The sequence below is a fragment of the Pseudomonas sp. REST10 genome, assembly GCF_029542605.1.
Classification (GTDB): domain Bacteria; phylum Pseudomonadota; class Gammaproteobacteria; order Pseudomonadales; family Pseudomonadaceae; genus Aquipseudomonas; species Aquipseudomonas khazarica.
This window is the reverse complement of sequence record NZ_CP035677.1, coordinates 4,184,295-4,199,216: the sequence shown is the minus strand read 5'-3', so window position 1 is coordinate 4,199,216 and position 14,922 is coordinate 4,184,295. Positions and strand designations below refer to the sequence as shown.

The following is a 14,922-nucleotide window of genomic DNA, read 5'->3' as shown; positions in this document are numbered from 1 at the left end:
AGAACTGGGCAAGATCAATAGGATGCACGGTGGCAGCAGGGCGTGGGGGTTGGTTCGTTTGGCGACTGCCAATTTACCCACTCCCCTGACTGTCAACGCGCTCTTCCCCCAGACTCCGCGAAGAACCTTTTTTATTGCCTGCGATTCCTCGCGACAGCCCGGTGGGCCGTCGCCAGGCGACTGCAGCAAGCGCTCCCGGCAATTTCCTGTACCCATCGTCCGGGCTTCTAGCGGGCCTCTCCGGCAGCCTGTACCAGCGTTACGCGGGTCGGCTGCGTGGCTGTGCGCGTGTTCGCCTTTGCCTTGCCAGAGATCATGCAAATTGCCCGAGGGTTTTTTCCTGACTCGGCGAAATGCAATTCGCGTCGTATCGACGGCTTTAATTAACTTGTTGTTATTAAAGAATTTTTTGTTTTCTGAAAAGCTGGCACAGCGCTTGCGATAGTACTGGTGAACCTGCAGCCAGGAGTTGGTTTGCAGATTGTCTGGAATGTACAGGAGTCAACCATGAAACAGCCAATCACCCGTTTTGCCGCCGCCACCCTGACCGCCGCTGCGCTGAGCCTGCCGCTCGCCTCGGCAGCCTTCGCTCAGCCGACCATGCTGGCGGCCAATGACACCGTGGACAAAGCCGAGCAGGCGGTATCCGACACCTGGATCACCAGCAAGGTCAAATCCACCTTCGTTGCCGACAAGGACCTGAGCGCGCTGGACATCAAGGTCGAGACCAACCAGGGCGTGGTTTCCCTTTCCGGTGTAGTGGCCACCGATGCCGAACGTGATCTGGCCATCGCCAAGACCAAGGAAATCGAGGGTGTGCGTGATGTATCCGCCGATGCCCTGAAGACCGCCGACTGATACCCGAGCCGGCCGGGTCCACACCCGGCCCCCTCTTGAGTTCTGGGAGAACCACCATGAATAGCGACATCATCAAAGGCAAATGGAAGCAGCTCAACGGTCGCATCAAGGAGCGTTGGGGCAACCTGACCGATGACGACGTGGACGTCGCCGAGGGCCACAGCGAATACCTGGCCGGCAAGCTGCAGGAGCGTTACGGCTGGACCAAGGAAAAGGCCCAGCAGGAGCTGCGCGATTTCAGCGACAAGCTCTAGGCAGGGATAGCCGTGGGCAAGGATGCCGGGTCGCACGGATAGCGACGGGCACGGATGTCGAAAGGCCTCGCCGGTGAATCTGGCGGGGCCTTTCCGTATCCGGGATTCACCAGCTCGCCCGATGGCGAGGCGGCATCAACCTCCGCGCTTGCTGCGGATATCGGTCAGGCGGCCGCCCTCGAAACGCAGGAAGTGGTACATGCCGTTCCTGGGGCCGTAGATCCACTCTTCCACGTTCACCTCGTTGCGAAAGCCGTAGGCATCGGTGACTTCCTTGTAACCGAGAAAGTCCCGGCTGACGGGCTCGCCGCACTTGTGCTGGACCTCGCTGGTCGGCGCATCCTTGCTCACCAGCGCGCTGCCGCAGCGGTAGGTGGAAGACGCCTGCGCCAGGACGGGCAGCAGCAGTAGCCAGAGCAGATGGTTGCGCTTGGGCACGATGAACTCCTTGTCAGTGCTCTCGGCGGCGTTCGATTTCCACCAGGCGGTTGCCCTCGAAGCGCAGGATGCTGAGCATGCCGTTGGTAGGGCCATACACCCACTCCTCGATCCGGTACTCGCGCCTGTCGTAGCTGCCCAGCGTATAGCCTATGGGGCCACGGTACACTGGCGTCCCGCACTTGCGCTCCACCTCGAAGGCGCGATCTCCCAGGCTGACCAGCTGGCTGCCGCAGCGCATCGTTTCCGCATGGACGAGAGGGCTGCCGATGCTCGCCAGCAGCGTTGCCAGTACCAGCAGTCGAGGGTGTTTCATCATTCGCTATCCAGGTGCAGGGGCGTCAGTACACGTCCATTGGACTCGGGTTCTCCCAGGTTGACATCGATCAGGTAGACCCGTTCGTCATCCAGTTTCCCTTGCTCGACCAGATAGGCCTTGATCGCCGCCGCCCGTTGCTGCGCCAGCTGGCGCAGCAGCAGCTTGCTCTGGGCCCAGGAGTCCAGCACCGCCTTGCGCATGTTCTGGGTGCGTTGTTGCGCATCCAGCTCGGCCCACTCGGCGGGCGGCTGCTGTTTCAGGCGGGTGCGGTAGATGCCTTCGAGCAGCGCCGCCTGTTCGTCCTCGCCCACCTCGAGCTCATCCGCACTCGCCGGGACCTTGTCACCGCGGCGTTGCAGCACCTTGTACCAGGTGTCCTGGAATTCGCGTTGCAAGCGCTGTTCGGCCAGGAGCGGGCCATCCGCTTTCGCTGCGCTCTGGCCTTCGACTTCCAGGCGCAGCGCCGGACGTTCCTGCAGGGCCTTGGCGAGGGTATCCAGTGCCTGGCGGGCATCCGCGTCGAGGTCGGCGGAGCCGGCGTCGAAGGGCACCGTGCTCAGGTCGGTATCGCCGCCGCCACTGACCAGCCCGGCAACGAACTTGAACGGCGCCTGGGCGGCGCGCAGCACCAGGTTGCGCAGGGTCTGCCAGACGATGGGCATGACGCTGAACTGCGGGTTGTTGAGGTCGCCCTGGACCGGCAGCTCGATGGCGATGCGGCCCTGGGTGTCCTTGAGCAGCGCGACTGCCAGGCGAATCGGCAGGTCCACGGCATCCGGGCTGTCGACCTTTTCGCCCAGCTGCAGGTTTTCCACCAGCACCTTGTTCTCGGCATTGAGTTGGCCCTGCTCGATGCGGTAGTGCAGGTCGAGGTTGAGGCGGCCCTTGCGGATGCGATAGCCGGCGAACTTGCCGGAGTAGGGGGTGATGGTGGTCAGTTCGACGTTCTTGAAGCTGGTGGCGATATCCAGGCTGTTGAGTGGATCGAACGGCGTCAGCTTGCCCTTGATGCTCATCGGCGCGTAGCGATCGACCTTACCCTTGATATCGACGCTGGCGGCCTGCGGTTTCTGGTTGTCGAGCACGCCGATGCGGCCATTCATCTGCTGGATGGCGGTGGCGAAGCTCGGGGTCAGGCTGAAGTCGGCGAAGTTGGCCGAGCCGTCGTTGATGGCCACGCCACCGATATGGATCGCCAGTGGCTTGCCATCCTCGACCTTGTCCCCGGCCTCCGCCGGTTGCGGCACGATCAGCTCACTGACGTTGGTGCTCAGGTTCTCGTTGATCACGAAGCGCGCGTAGGGCTGGTCCAGTTCGACCCGCTCGATGGCCAGGCTTTCGCCATGACGATAGTCGAGGCCATTGACCCGCACCTGCTTCCAGCGCACGAAGTCGCGCTCGCGCAGGGTGTCGAGGGTGTGCAGCTGGTCGATCCTGGCGTTGCCGGTCACGCTGAGGGCCAGCGGCTCGGTGCTCTTGAGCTGCACGTCGAGGTCGCTGCCGAGCATCCCGCTGCGCAGTTCCAGGCGGATGAAGGGGCTCAGGTAGGCTTGGGCGAGGCGCAGGTCGATGTCTTCCGTGGTGACCTTGAGGTGAGCGCTGGTGGGGCTCAGTTGCACATCACCCGACGCCTGCAGCTTGCCTTGCTTGCCCAGGCCGGTATCGAGGCGGAGGTCGAAGGGCTTGTCGCCCAGGCTGTCGAAGTTCTTCAGGTCGAGGTTCAGCGGCCCGACCTCGACGGCGACGTCCTGCTCGGGAACGCGATCCGCCAGATGAGCCTTGTAGTCACGCAGTTGCACATCCTGCAGCAGCACCTGCCAGGGCTTGCCCTCGTCGCTGCCCTCGGGCTCCGCCTGTTCGGCGGCTGCAGGTTGTCCGGATGCCGGTTTGGCGAACAGCTTCTGCCAGTCCAGTTGGCCGTCGGCTTCGCGCGCCGCCCAGGCTTCCAGGCCCTGGCTGCGCACCTGGCCGATCACCACCTGCTGCTTGGCCAGGTCCAGCGTGCTGTCGTCGACATCCAGGCGCTGGAGCCTGACCAGCGGTTTGCCGGCGGGGTCGTCGATGGCGAAAGGGGCCAGCTGCAGCTTGAGCTTGCTCAGCTGCAACGCGGTGCCGTCGGAGAGGTCGAGGTGGTAGTCAGCGCTGACGTCGACCTGGCCGTCCTTGAGCACCAGCGGCACGGCATCACGGACGTAGGGCCAGAAGGTGCTCAGGTGGCCGTCGCTGACGCTCAGACTGCCGCTGGAGGTGATCGGCGTCAGGCTGATCTGCCCGCGCCAGTCGATCTGCGCACCGTTCGGGCCGCTGGCAGCGAGCGTCATCTGCGCGTTGTCACCGGCCAGCGTGCTGAGGTTGTGCAGCTCGAGGTCGAGCTTGTCGTAGGCGAACTCTACTGGTTCGCTGGGGCGCAGGTCCTGGAAGCGCAGAGCATTCTCGCGCAGGCGGATGCCATCGATGCGCAGCGGGAACGGTTCGCTGCTGGCGGACTCCGGCTGCGGCTCGCTTGCCGGCAGCTTGAACAGTTGGGTCAGGTTCAGCGTGCCGTCCTTCGCGAACAGGACCTCGGTGCGCGCGCCATCGAGTTGCACCTCGCTCAGGTGCAGCGCCCCCGTCCACAGGCTGTCACTCTGCAGGTTGGCGTAAAGGCGCCGGAAGCTCAGCTGTTCCTCGCCGCTGTCGCCGATACGCAGCCCCCAGAGGCTGAGTTCGAGGCTGAACGGGTTGAGCTGCACGCGCTCCAGCGTGGCGGGCACGCTGGCATAGTTGGCCAATTGCTGGTTGACGACGCGCAGGGCGATGCCCGGCACGATCAGGAAGCCGATCAGGCTGTAGAGGAATACGGTGATCAAGAGTGCGCTCAGCGCGCGCTTCAGTCCTTTGGGCATGGCTTGGCGACATCTATCCAGACGGGGAGACGACTTGGAGTATGGCACGGCGGTTCAGTTCCGGTCGTGCTTGCGTCCTGCTCGGCGATCAGAGATGCAGGATCAGCGTTTTCAGCGGTGGCTTGCCGTCATGCGAGGGGAAGTCGCCCGCCGGTGCGATCACCTGGCACTCGCGCACCGGGCGGCCGAGTTTCTCGGCGCAGCGCAGCACCTGCTGGCGCCAATCGTCCATTTCCACCTTCGCCAGGTTGTTGCAGCACACCAGGGTGCCGCCGTCTGCGGTGGCCAGCAGCGCCGGCTTGAGCAGGCTCTGGTAGTCGCGCAGCAGGTCGACGGTGCCGAAGGCGCTCTTGGCCCAGGCTGGTGGGTCGAGAAACACCAGGTCGAACTGGCGCGGTTGCAGGCGCGGATAGCTCGGCAGCTTTTGCCCGCGACGACTGGTGATCGGCAGGCCGGCGAACTGGCGAATCGCCGGGAAGTAGTCGGACTGGATGAACTGCATGCCTGGCAGCCCGGGGTTGAGGGCACCGTTCTCGCGGCCCACGGCAAGGTTGCCCTGGGCGAAGTCGAGGTTGGTCACGTCCCGGGCGCCGCCGGCCGCCGCGCTCAGGCCGACCCCGCAGGTGTAGGCGAACAGGTTGAGCACGGACTTGCCGGCACTGTTGGCCTTGATCCAGCCGCGTGCGTTGCGCAGGTCGAGGAACAGCAGTGGGTCCTGCCCCGCGTGACGGCCGCGGACCCGGTAGTTGAGCCCCCATTCCTGGCCGAGCAGATCTTCCAGTGCCGCCTCCGAGGGCTGGAACAGCGTGGGGTCGCGGTCGATGCGCGAGTTGCCTCTGCTGCGGTCGTTGTAGACCAGCAGCAGGGGCTGGCCCAGGTGACGCTCGACGATGTCGGCGAGGCGCTGCAGGTCATCTGTCGGCAACGGCTGGTGGAAGCTCTGCACCAGCAGCTGTGGGCCGTAGCGGTCGACGGTCAGCCCCGGAGCCCCTTCCTGGCTGCCATGGAACAGGCGGTAACAGTTGGTGCCCTGGGCGTGCAGTTCGGGCAGAAGGTGTTCGCGGGCGGCGAGGGCGGCGCGCAGCGCCTGGTCAAGAGCGGACATGCGCGGCATCTCGGGACGGTGAAAGGGCGGCAGTCTAGCAAGAAATCCGCCTGGCTTCCGCGCGGGGTCGTGCCGCTGCGGCTCAGGGGCGTTACGTCAGGCGCCGTCGGGCACGTTGCGCCGCGCTGTTGCTCACCGCCCAGCGCAGTAGCGTGGCGGTACGCCTCACGCTGGCGCGAATCAGCGGGCGACGCCAGTCGGGCTGCCGCTCGCCAAGCAGGTCGCTGGCCCAGTCCGGCAACAGGTCGACGCCGGCCTGCATCATCAGCTTGCCGAAGGGCTTGGCGAGCATGCTGGGTACCGGGGCGGCGTACAGCAGCCGCACCACTTCCCGGGTGCGTTCATCGCAGAGCAGTTGCGGGCGCATGCGTTCGAGGTAGTCGGCGATCGCCTGGCGGGACGTGGGAACGTCCTGCGCCCCCAGGCGTTCGGCGGTCAATGCCACTTCGCGGTAGTAACGGTCCTGTTCGGCCACCGGCAGCTGCGGGTCGACGTAGCGCAGATATCCCTCCAGAAACTGGCTGACCTCGGAGACGTGCACCCAGGTCAGCAGCTGCGGGTCGCTGGCGGCATAGGGGCGGCCATCCGGCGCGTTGCCGACCACTTGCAGATGAATGGTGCGGACCTTTTCGATCAGCTGCTCGGCATCCTGGCGGCCGCCGTAGGTGGTGCCGGCGATGAACAGGCTGGTGCGGCGCAGGCGCCCGATCATGTCCTGGCGGAAGGTGGAGTGGTCCCAGACGCCAGCCAGGGCCAGCGGGTGCAGCATCTGCAGGAGCAGGGCGGAGACGCCGCCGACCATCATCGACGTGAAGTCGGCGTGCACCTCCCAGACCATCGACTGCGGGCCGAACAGACCGACGTCGCCGCGTGGCTGGTCGAGGTCGAGCACCCCCAGTGCGGCGCCGGTGAGGCTGTGTACCTGTTTTTCGATCTGGCGACGTAGGCTATCCATGGCGCGCATTCTCGGCGCTTGGCTGGTCTACGGCAAGCTCAGCCCGGCCCTTTCGGACCGGGCTGAGGGTCAACGGTTCAGCCGTTGTTCGGTGAGGCTGTCGACGACGCTGGGGTCGGCCAGGGTGGAGGTGTCACCCATGTTCTCCAGCTCGTTGCAGGCGATCTTGCGCAGGATGCGGCGCATGATCTTGCCCGAGCGGGTCTTGGGCAGGCCTGGCGCCCACTGGATCAGCTCCGGCTTGGCGAAGCTGCCGATCTCCTTGCCGACCAGGGTCAGCAGGTCCTTCTTCAAGTCCTCGGACGGCTCCTGGCCACTCATCAGGGTGACGTAGGCATAGATGCCCTGGCCCTTCACATCGTGCGGGTAACCGACCACGGCGGCCTCGGCGACGGCGTCGTGCAGCACCAGGGCGCTTTCCACCTCGGCGGTGCCGATGCGATGGCCGGAGACGTTGATCACGTCATCGACACGACCGGTGATCCAGTAGTAGCCGTCCTCGTCACGGCGCGCACCGTCGCCGGTGAAGTAGTAGCCGGGGTAGGGTTTGAAGTAGGTGTCGATCATGCGCTGGTGGTCGCCGTAGACACTGCGGATCTGGCTCGGCCAACTGGCCCTGATGGCCAGCACGCCCGCGCCGGGTCCGTCGATTTCCTTGCCTTGCTCGTCGAGCAGCACCGGCTGCACGCCGAAGAACGGACGGGTCGCCGATCCCGGCTTGAGGTCGGTGGCGCCCGGCAGCGGCGTGATCAGGATCGAGCCGGTCTCGGTCTGCCACCAGGTGTCGACGATGGGGCAGCGGGTGTCGCCGACCACGTGGAAGTACCATTCCCAGGCTTCCGGGTTGATCGGTTCGCCAACGGTGCCAAGCAGGCGCAGGCTTTCCCGTGAGGTGGCCTTCACCGGGGCTTCGCCTTCGCGCATCAGCGCGCGCAGGGCGGTGGGCGCGGTGTAGAAGGTGTTGACCCGGTGCTTGTCGATCACCTGCCAGAAACGCGAGGCGTCCGGGTAGTTGGGCACGCCTTCGAATATCAGCGTGGTGGCGGCGTTGGCCAGCGGGCCGTAGACGATGTAGCTGTGCCCGGTCACCCAGCCGACATCGGCGGTGCACCAGTAGATGTCGCCTTCGTGGTAGTCGAACACGTACTTGTGGGTCATCGCCGCGCCGAGCAGGTAGCCGCCAGTGGTGTGCAGCACGCCCTTGGGTTTGCCGGTGGAGCCCGAGGTGTAGAGGATGAACAGCGGGTCTTCGGCATCCATCGGCTCGGCCGGGCAGTCCGCGCTGACTTCCTTGAGTGCCTGGTGATACCAGATGTCGCGGCCTTCCACCCAGGCCACGTCGCCCTGGGTACGCTCGACCACCACCACGGTGGAGACGTTCGGGCAACTCTGCAGGGCCTTGTCGACGTTGTTCTTCAGCGGCACGTACTTGCCGCCGCGCACGCCTTCGTCGGCGGTGATCACGGTACGGCAGTCGGCATCGAGGATACGGTCACGCAGCGCGTCGGGGGAGAAGCCGCCGAACACCACCGAATGCACGGCGCCGATGCGCGTGCAGGCGAGCATGGCGTAGGCCGCCTCGGGAATCATTGGCATGTAGATGCACACCCGGTCGCCTTTCTTCACGCCACGGCTCTTCAGCACGTTGGCCAGGCGGCTGACCTGCTGGTGCAGCTCGTTGTAGGTGATGTGCGCGGATTCGCTGGGGTTGTCGCCTTCCCAGATGATGGCTACCTGTTCGCCACGTTGCTCCAGGTGGCGGTCGATGCAGTTGTAGGCGACGTTGAGCTGGCCACCCTTGAACCACTCGGCGCGGCCCTGTTTCAGGTCGCTGTCGTGGACCTTGTCCCAGGGTTTGAACCAGTCCAGAAAGGCCTTGGCCTGCTCGGCCCAGAAGGTGTCGGGCTGCTCGACGGACTGCCGGTACAGGCGCAGGTAGGCGTCGTTGTCCAGGTGTGCACGCTGGCGCACCGCGTCGGCCACGGGGTGACGGGTGATTTCGAACATGGCGGGGTCCTTGTAATTGTTTGTCCGCAACAGGCACAAGGGTGCACCCAAGCGGGCGCCGGCTTCAAGGGGCGATGTTCATGGCGCAGCGCTTGCGCGGTGGAGCCCGGCCCGGCAGGCGTGCCGGGCCGGGTTGGCGGAGGGTCAGCCGCGATGACGCTCGCGGAAATGGGCGATCAGGCCCTGGGTCGACGCGTCCGAGGCGTTGTTGTCGAGTTGGCCGGTCAGGCGCTGGTAGACGTCCTTGCCCATTTCCTTGCCCAGCTCCACGCCCCACTGGTCGAAGGCGTTGATGCCCCAGATCGCGCTCTGCACGAACACCTTGTGCTCGTACAGGGCGACCAGCGCACCGAGCTCGAACGGCGCGATGCGGTTCATCACCAGAATGTTGCTCGGTCGGTTGCCGGGGATGACCTTGTGCGGCGCCAGGCGCTGTACCTCGTCTTCCGCCAGGCCCTTGCCGCGCAGTTCGGCCTCGGCCTCTTCGCGGGTCTTGCCCTGCATCAGCGCCTGGGCCTGCGACAGGCAGTTGGCGAACAGCCACTGATGGTGGTCGGACAGCGGGTTGTAGCTGTTGACCGGAACGATGAAGTCCGCCGGTACCAGCAGGCGGCCCTGGTGCAGCAACTGGTGGTAGGCGTGCTGGCCGTTGCAGCCGACCCCGCCCCAGATGACGGGCCCGGTGCTGATGTCCAGGGCGCTGCCGTCCTGGCGCACGCTCTTGCCGTTGGACTCCATGTCGAGCTGCTGCAGGTGCTTGGTGAAGTTACGCAGGTAGTGGTCGTAGGGCAGGATCGCGTGGCTCTGCGCGCCCCAGAAGTTGCTGTACCAGATGCCCAGCAGGGCCATCAGCACCGGCATGTTCTCGGCCAGGGGTGCCTGGGTGAAGTGCTGATCCATGGCGTAGGCCCCGGCCAGCAGCTCCTTGAAGTTGGACACGCCGATGGCCAGGGCGATGGGCAGGCCGATGGCCGACCACAGCGAGTAGCGCCCGCCGACCCAGTCCCACATGGGGAAGATGTTCTCCTCGCCGATACCGAACTCGATGGCCGCCTCGCGGTTGCTGGTCACGGCGATGAAGTGGCGGTGCAGCTCTTCTTCCGGGCCGCCCATGGCCAGGTACCAGTCACGGGCCGCCAGGGTGTTCTTCAGGGTCTCCAGGGTGCCGAAGGACTTGCTGGACACGATGAACAGGGTGGTTTCCGGGTCGAGGCGGGCGGTCAGCTCGCGGAACTCGCTGCCATCGATATTGGCCAGGTAGTGGCAGCGTACGCCGCGCTGGGTGAACGGGCGCAGCGCCTCGGAGACCAGTTGCGGGCCGAGGAACGAGCCGCCGATGCCGATGTTGACCACTTCCTTGATCGGCTTCTCGCTGTAGCCGCGCCACAGGCCGCTGTGAATGCGGCTGACCAGCTCGGTGACCTGGTTCAGCACCCGATGGACTTCGGGGATGATGTCAGTGCCGTCCACCACCAGGCGGTGGCCGACCGGGCTGCGCAGCGCCGTATGCAGGGCGGCGCGTCCCTCGGAGGCGTTGACGTGCTCGCCACCGAACATCGCGGTGATGGCTTCGTGCAGGCCGGCCTGCTCGGCCAGTTGCATCAGCAGCTCGAGGCTGTGTTCGTCGATCAGGTTCTTCGAGTAGTCCAGCAGCAGGCCACAGGCATCCAGCGAGAAGCGCTGGAAGCGCCTTGTATCGGCAGTGAAGGCCTCGCGCATGCTGAAGCCGGCCATCTCGGCACGGTGCTGCTGCAGGGCCTGCCAGGCGGGCAGAGTGGTGACGTCGTGGGGCTGCTGGTAGTAGGCCATCGGGGCTCCTGATCCGCAAAAGCAAAAGGCCCGGACGTGATCCGGGCCTTTCAGAGTGTAACCGGCTGCCTTCGCAGGCAGCTACTGCGCAGGCAGTTCCACCAGCAGATTGTCGATCAGGCGGGTGCTGCCCAGGTGCGCGGCGGTGAGCACCACCAGGTGGCGGTCGTCGACCTGCGCAGGGCGCAGGGTCAGCGCGTTGCGGATATCCAGGTAGTCGGGGGCGAAGCCCGCCTCGCGTTGCCGGGCCTGGGCCTCGTCGATCAGCCGCGCATAGTCGCGGGCGCCGCGTTGCAACTGCTCGGCGACCGCTTGCAGGCCGCGATACAGGGCGGGAGCGACACTGCGCTGCTCGGCACTGAGGTAACCGTTGCGCGAGGACAGGGCCAGGCCGTCGTCGGCACGGCGAGTCGGCGCGCCGATGATCTGGATCGGCATGTTCAGGTCCTGCACCAGCGCGCGGATCACCGCCAGTTGCTGGTAGTCCTTCTCGCCGAACACGGCCAGGTCCGGCTGGACCATGTTGAACAGCTTGGTCACCACGGTGGCGACCCCTTCGAAGTGGCCCGGCCGGCTGGCGCCGCAGAGACCTTCGGAAACCCCTGGCACGCTGACCCGCGTCTGGTCGCCCATGCCGTGCGGATAGACCTCCGTCACGTCAGGGTGAAACAGCAGGTGGCAGCCGGCGGCCAGCAGCTTCTCCTGATCGGCGGGCAGGGTGCGCGGGTAGGTGTCCAGGTCTTCGCCCGCACCGAACTGCAGCGGGTTGACGAAGATGCTGGCCACCACGAAGTCGGCACGCTGGGCAGCGGTTTCCACCAGCGAGACATGGCCGGCGTGCAGGTTGCCCATGGTCGGAACGAAACCGATCTGCTTGCCATCGGCACGTGCCTGGGCGATGACCGCGCGCAGCTCGCGCAGCGTCTTGACCGTGTTCATGCGGAGAAACCATGTTCTGCAGCAGGGAAGCTGCCGTCCTTGACCGCCTGCACGTAGGCGCCGAATGCGCCCTGAATGCTGCTCTGGCCCTCCATGAAGTTACGCACGAACTTGGGGGCGCGGCCCGACAGCGACAGCCCGAGCATGTCGTGCAGGACCAGCACCTGGCCGTCGGTCGCCGCGCCGGCACCGATGCCGATCACCGGAATCTTCACGGCCTGGGCGATTTCCGCAGCCAGCTCGCTGGGCACGCACTCGAGCAGCAGCATGGCGGCACCCGCCTGCTCCAGCGCCATGGCGTCGGCGCGCATCTGCCGGGCCTGCGCTTCCTGGCGGCCCTGGACCTTGTAGCCGCCAAGGATGTTCACTGCCTGCGGGGTCAGGCCCAGGTGGGCACAGACCGGCACGCCACGCTCGGCCAGCAGGCGAATCGGCTCGGCCAGCCAGCCGGCGCCCTCCAGCTTGACCATGTGCGCGCCGGCTTGCATCAGCCTGGCGCTGTTGAGCAGGGCCTGTTCGGTGGTGGCGTAGGCCATGAACGGCAGATCGGTGACGATCAGTGCGCCCTGGTTGCCGCGTTTGACGCAGGCGGTGTGATAGGCCATTTCCTCGACGCTGACCGGCAGGGTGCTGTCGTGGCCCTGCAGAACCATGCCCAGGGAGTCGCCGACCAGCAGCACGTCCACGCCAGCCTGGCAGGCCGCGTGGGCAAAGGTGGCGTCATAGCAGGTCAGCATGGCGATCTTCTCGCCGTTCTGCTTGAAGCTTTGCAGTGTGGTCAGGGTAACGTCAGGCATTTCAAGGGTCCTCGCTCAGGCTCGGTATACCGCTTCTATCTGGCTGCAATCCGGCCTGGATTGGCATCAAAGGTGCGCCCGGCGCGGGGCGACGGGACGCCTATAGTCCTGATGGGGGGGCATGAAGTCAATTGCAGGTGTTACCGCTCTGTTACTGGCGTTACTGCCAATCCGAGCGGCAGAGGGCTGGGCCAGAGGCGGTGCGGGCTTGCGGCGGGTAACAGGGCGTGTGCAGGGAAGGGGCGGCGCGCGCCATTGCGCGCTACTCCGGCAGGCGTTCCAGGCCGGCGAAAGGGCAGGCATCGAGCAGCGCGGCGAGGCTGCGTCCGTCCGGCAACTGCAACTCGGCGGCGAGTTCGGCCAGCGGGTAGAGCACGAACGGGCGGGCATGCATGTGGTAGTGCGGAACGGTGAGGCGCTCGTCATCGATCAGGCGGTCGCCGAACAGCAGCACATCCAGGTCCAGGGTGCGCGGCCCCCAGCGCTCTTCCTTGCGCACGCGGCCCTGCTCCTGCTCGATGCGCTGCAGGCCATCGAGCAGTGCCCAGGGCTGCAGCTCGGTATCCAGCGCCGCCACCGCGTTGACGTAGCGCGGCTGGTCGGTCGGGCCGAGCGGGTCGCTGATATAGAACGAAGAACGCGCCACCAGCGTGCTGTGCGGCAACTGGGCGATGGCGTTCAGCGCCGCGCGCAGTTGTTGCAGCGGTTCGGCCAGGTTGCTGCCCAGGCCGATATAGACCCGCTCCATCACTCGCCGCTGCCTTCGTTACCGCGCTTGCGCCGGTTGTTGTTGCGGCGGCGCTTGCGCGGTGCGGTGCTGGCGGTGCTTTCGCCCTTGCCTGCAAGGTCGCGGATCATCTGCCGGCGCTCGCTGTCGTTGGCGTCCTGGTAATCCGTCCACCACTCGCCCAGGCCACCGGTGTTTTCGCCGGCCAGTTCGCGCAGCAGGAGGAAATCGTAACCGGCACGGAAGCGCGGGTTCTCCAGCAGCAGGTCGGCACGCTTGCCGCTGCGGCGTGGCAGGCGCTCCTGCATGTCCCAGATCTCGCGAATCGGGATGGTGAAGCGCTTGGGCACGGCGATGCGCTGGCACTGCTCGGCGATCAGCGTGTGAGCGGCTTCCTGCATCGCCGGAATCGGCGGCATGCCTTTGTCCTGCAGGTGCAGGACACGGGCTGGCAGCGCCGGCCAGAGCAGGGCGGCGAAGAGGAATGCCGGGGTGACCGACTTGCCGTCATGGATGCGCTCGTCGGTGTTGATCAGCGCCTGGCGGATCAGCTTCTCGGTGTATTCGGGGTTGCGCTTGAGCACCTCGCCACTGGCCGGGAACAGCTGGGCGAACAGGTCATGCTCCAGCAGCAGGTCGAAGGTGTATTCGGCGTAGCCGGCGAGGAACAGCTTGAGGACCTCGTCGAACAGGCGGGCGGCTGGAATGTCGCGCAGCATCGGCGCCAGCCGGCGGATCGGCGCGGCGCTGTGCTTCTCGATGTCGAAGTCGAGCTTGGCGGCGAAGCGCACCGCACGCAGCATGCGCACCGGGTCCTCCAGGTAGCGTTGCTCGGGATCGCCGATCAGACGCACCAGGTGGTTGCGCACATCGTGCATGCCACGGGCGTAGTCGAGGATGTGCTCCTGGGTCGGGTCGTAGTACAGCGCGTTGATGGTGAAGTCACGGCGCTGGGCGTCGTCTTCCAGGGTGCCGTAGACGTTGTCGCGCAGGATGCGACCGCTCTCGTGGCGCGCGGCGAGGTTGCTGTTTTCCTCTTCCTCTCCTTGCGGGTGATTGGCGCGGAAGGTCGCGACCTCGATGATCTCGCGGCCGAAGTGCACGTGTACCAGTTTGAAGCGACGACCGATCACCCGGGCGTTGCGGAACTCCGCACGCACCTGTTCGGGGGTGGCGCTGGTCGCTACGTCGAAATCCTTGGGGTCGATATCCAGCAGCAGGTCGCGCACGCAACCACCGACCAGGTAGGCCTGGTAGCCGGCTCGCTGCAGGCGCTCGACCACGCTGATGGCGTGCCGACTGATCTCGTTGCGCTTGAGTGGATGTTGGCTACTGCTCAGCACTTCGGGCGTGCTGCGTGGGCGTGGAGCACGGCGCAGAGGTGAGCGGAAAGACTTGAACAGCTTTTTCAGCATGGGAGGCACTGTTTGGATAAGTGACCGGCCAGCCCCGCATGCTGTTGAAGAACGACCTGCTCAGGCTTGGTGGCGTTAAAGGCAGCCTGCCTCGGCAAGGTTTTCAACGGTATGCGAAACGATGACCGCATGATTGCTGCGGATTCTAGCATCGTGTCGGAAGAAGGTGTGTAGAAGGGCGGCAGGCGGGGATCCGGGGACCGGAAGCTACTGGGGGAGCCGAAGCTCCCCCCCAAGTTGGTGCGTGCTCTGTTTTTATTGTTATTGAGGGCCTGTTGTTTTTGTTGTCGACCCTTCCCGGCTCGCCGTGGCTTACCGGGTGCTCCCTAGAATGGGGAGCCAATAGCAAACGGATTTCTTTGGACGCTGATGTTGCCTTGATCAACCAGCTCGGGCGCTGTCTCGAGACAGTTT

13 protein-coding genes are annotated in these 14,922 nt (G+C 65.6%); 2 read left to right on the top strand and 11 right to left on the bottom strand.

Features of this window, described 5'->3' with window-relative positions; translation table 11 throughout:
• The first annotated feature begins 507 nt into the window (after nt 1-507).
• Entirely contained in the window at nt 508-858 is a 351-nt protein-coding gene (locus EWH21_RS19790; protein WP_037050801.1) for a BON domain-containing protein, read from the top strand.
• Between the two features lie 56 nt (nt 859-914).
• Nucleotides 915-1,112, top strand: coding sequence for a CsbD family protein (locus tag EWH21_RS19785; protein WP_047588204.1), 198 nt, complete (start codon nt 915-917; stop codon nt 1,110-1,112).
• 135 nt (nt 1,113-1,247) lie between these two features.
• On the opposite strand, the gene EWH21_RS19780 is transcribed toward EWH21_RS19785, so the two are convergent.
• The 11 genes from EWH21_RS19780 to EWH21_RS19730 form a co-directional block, all read right to left on the bottom strand.
• The gene (locus tag EWH21_RS19780; protein WP_037050795.1) at nt 1,248-1,550 is read right to left on the bottom strand and encodes a DUF2845 domain-containing protein; all 303 of its coding nucleotides are present in this window, start codon (nt 1,548-1,550) and stop codon (nt 1,248-1,250) included.
• 13 nt (nt 1,551-1,563) lie between these two features.
• Nucleotides 1,564-1,866 (bottom strand): DUF2845 domain-containing protein, encoded by a 303-nt coding sequence (locus EWH21_RS19775; RefSeq protein ID WP_277699144.1) that lies wholly within the window; start codon nt 1,864-1,866, stop codon nt 1,564-1,566.
• A complete protein-coding gene (locus EWH21_RS19770) occupies nt 1,866-4,754 on the bottom strand; it encodes a DUF748 domain-containing protein (RefSeq protein ID WP_277699143.1) in 2,889 nt (962 codons plus the stop codon). Before EWH21_RS19770 ends, EWH21_RS19775 begins: the two co-directional genes overlap by 1 nt.
• 88 nt (nt 4,755-4,842) lie before the next feature.
• Nucleotides 4,843-5,859 (bottom strand): class I SAM-dependent methyltransferase, encoded by a 1,017-nt coding sequence (locus EWH21_RS19765; protein ID WP_277699142.1) that lies wholly within the window; start codon nt 5,857-5,859, stop codon nt 4,843-4,845.
• A gap of 91 nt (nt 5,860-5,950) precedes the next feature.
• The gene (locus EWH21_RS19760) at nt 5,951-6,814 is read right to left on the bottom strand and encodes an oxygenase MpaB family protein (RefSeq protein WP_277699141.1); all 864 of its coding nucleotides are present in this window, start codon (nt 6,812-6,814) and stop codon (nt 5,951-5,953) included.
• 69 nt (nt 6,815-6,883) lie between these two features.
• Nucleotides 6,884-8,821: an acetate--CoA ligase gene (gene acs / locus EWH21_RS19755; RefSeq protein WP_277699140.1), complete on the bottom strand. Its 1,938-nt coding sequence runs from the start codon at nt 8,819-8,821 to the stop codon at nt 6,884-6,886.
• A 144-nt stretch (nt 8,822-8,965) separates the two neighbouring features.
• On the bottom strand, nt 8,966-10,630 hold the full coding sequence (gene pgi / locus EWH21_RS19750) for a glucose-6-phosphate isomerase (RefSeq protein WP_152489522.1): 1,665 nt from the start codon (nt 10,628-10,630) through the stop codon (nt 8,966-8,968).
• An 81-nt stretch (nt 10,631-10,711) separates the two neighbouring features.
• Nucleotides 10,712-11,569 (bottom strand): pantoate--beta-alanine ligase, encoded by an 858-nt coding sequence (gene panC / locus EWH21_RS19745; protein WP_277699139.1) that lies wholly within the window; start codon nt 11,567-11,569, stop codon nt 10,712-10,714.
• A complete protein-coding gene (gene panB, locus EWH21_RS19740) occupies nt 11,566-12,366 on the bottom strand; it encodes a 3-methyl-2-oxobutanoate hydroxymethyltransferase (RefSeq protein ID WP_277699138.1) in 801 nt (266 codons plus the stop codon). Before panB ends, panC begins: the two co-directional genes overlap by 4 nt.
• A gap of 262 nt (nt 12,367-12,628) precedes the next feature.
• On the bottom strand, nt 12,629-13,114 hold the full coding sequence (folK, locus tag EWH21_RS19735; RefSeq protein ID WP_277699137.1) for a 2-amino-4-hydroxy-6-hydroxymethyldihydropteridine diphosphokinase: 486 nt from the start codon (nt 13,112-13,114) through the stop codon (nt 12,629-12,631).
• Nucleotides 13,114-14,508 carry a polynucleotide adenylyltransferase PcnB gene (locus EWH21_RS19730; RefSeq protein WP_277699136.1) on the bottom strand — a complete coding sequence of 465 codons (1,395 nt, stop codon included), beginning with the start codon at nt 14,506-14,508 and terminating at the stop codon, nt 13,114-13,116. Before EWH21_RS19730 ends, folK begins: the two co-directional genes overlap by 1 nt.
• Nucleotides 14,509-14,922: the final 414 nt, after the last annotated feature.

What these genes read in the sequence shown, in the direction of transcription:
- EWH21_RS19785 (WP_047588204.1), top strand. Translation starts at nt 915, where the DNA reads ATGAATAGCGACATCATCAAAGGCAAATGGAAGCAGCTCAACGGTCGC.
- panC (WP_277699139.1), bottom strand. Translation starts at nt 11,569, where the DNA reads ATGAACACGGTCAAGACGCTGCGCGAGCTGCGCGCGGTCATCGCCCAG.
- folK (WP_277699137.1), bottom strand. Translation starts at nt 13,114, where the DNA reads ATGGAGCGGGTCTATATCGGCCTGGGCAGCAACCTGGCCGAACCGCTG.
- EWH21_RS19730 (WP_277699136.1), bottom strand. Translation starts at nt 14,508, where the DNA reads ATGCTGAAAAAGCTGTTCAAGTCTTTCCGCTCACCTCTGCGCCGTGCT.
- EWH21_RS19765 (WP_277699142.1), bottom strand. Translation starts at nt 5,859, where the DNA reads ATGTCCGCTCTTGACCAGGCGCTGCGCGCCGCCCTCGCCGCCCGCGAA.
- pgi (WP_152489522.1), bottom strand. Translation starts at nt 10,630, where the DNA reads ATGGCCTACTACCAGCAGCCCCACGACGTCACCACTCTGCCCGCCTGG.
- EWH21_RS19760 (WP_277699141.1), bottom strand. Translation starts at nt 6,814, where the DNA reads ATGGATAGCCTACGTCGCCAGATCGAAAAACAGGTACACAGCCTCACC.
- EWH21_RS19790 (WP_037050801.1), top strand. Translation starts at nt 508, where the DNA reads ATGAAACAGCCAATCACCCGTTTTGCCGCCGCCACCCTGACCGCCGCT.
- EWH21_RS19770 (WP_277699143.1), bottom strand. Translation starts at nt 4,754, where the DNA reads ATGCCCAAAGGACTGAAGCGCGCGCTGAGCGCACTCTTGATCACCGTA.
- EWH21_RS19775 (WP_277699144.1), bottom strand. Translation starts at nt 1,866, where the DNA reads ATGAAACACCCTCGACTGCTGGTACTGGCAACGCTGCTGGCGAGCATC.
- acs (WP_277699140.1), bottom strand. Translation starts at nt 8,821, where the DNA reads ATGTTCGAAATCACCCGTCACCCCGTGGCCGACGCGGTGCGCCAGCGT.
- panB (WP_277699138.1), bottom strand. Translation starts at nt 12,366, where the DNA reads ATGCCTGACGTTACCCTGACCACACTGCAAAGCTTCAAGCAGAACGGC.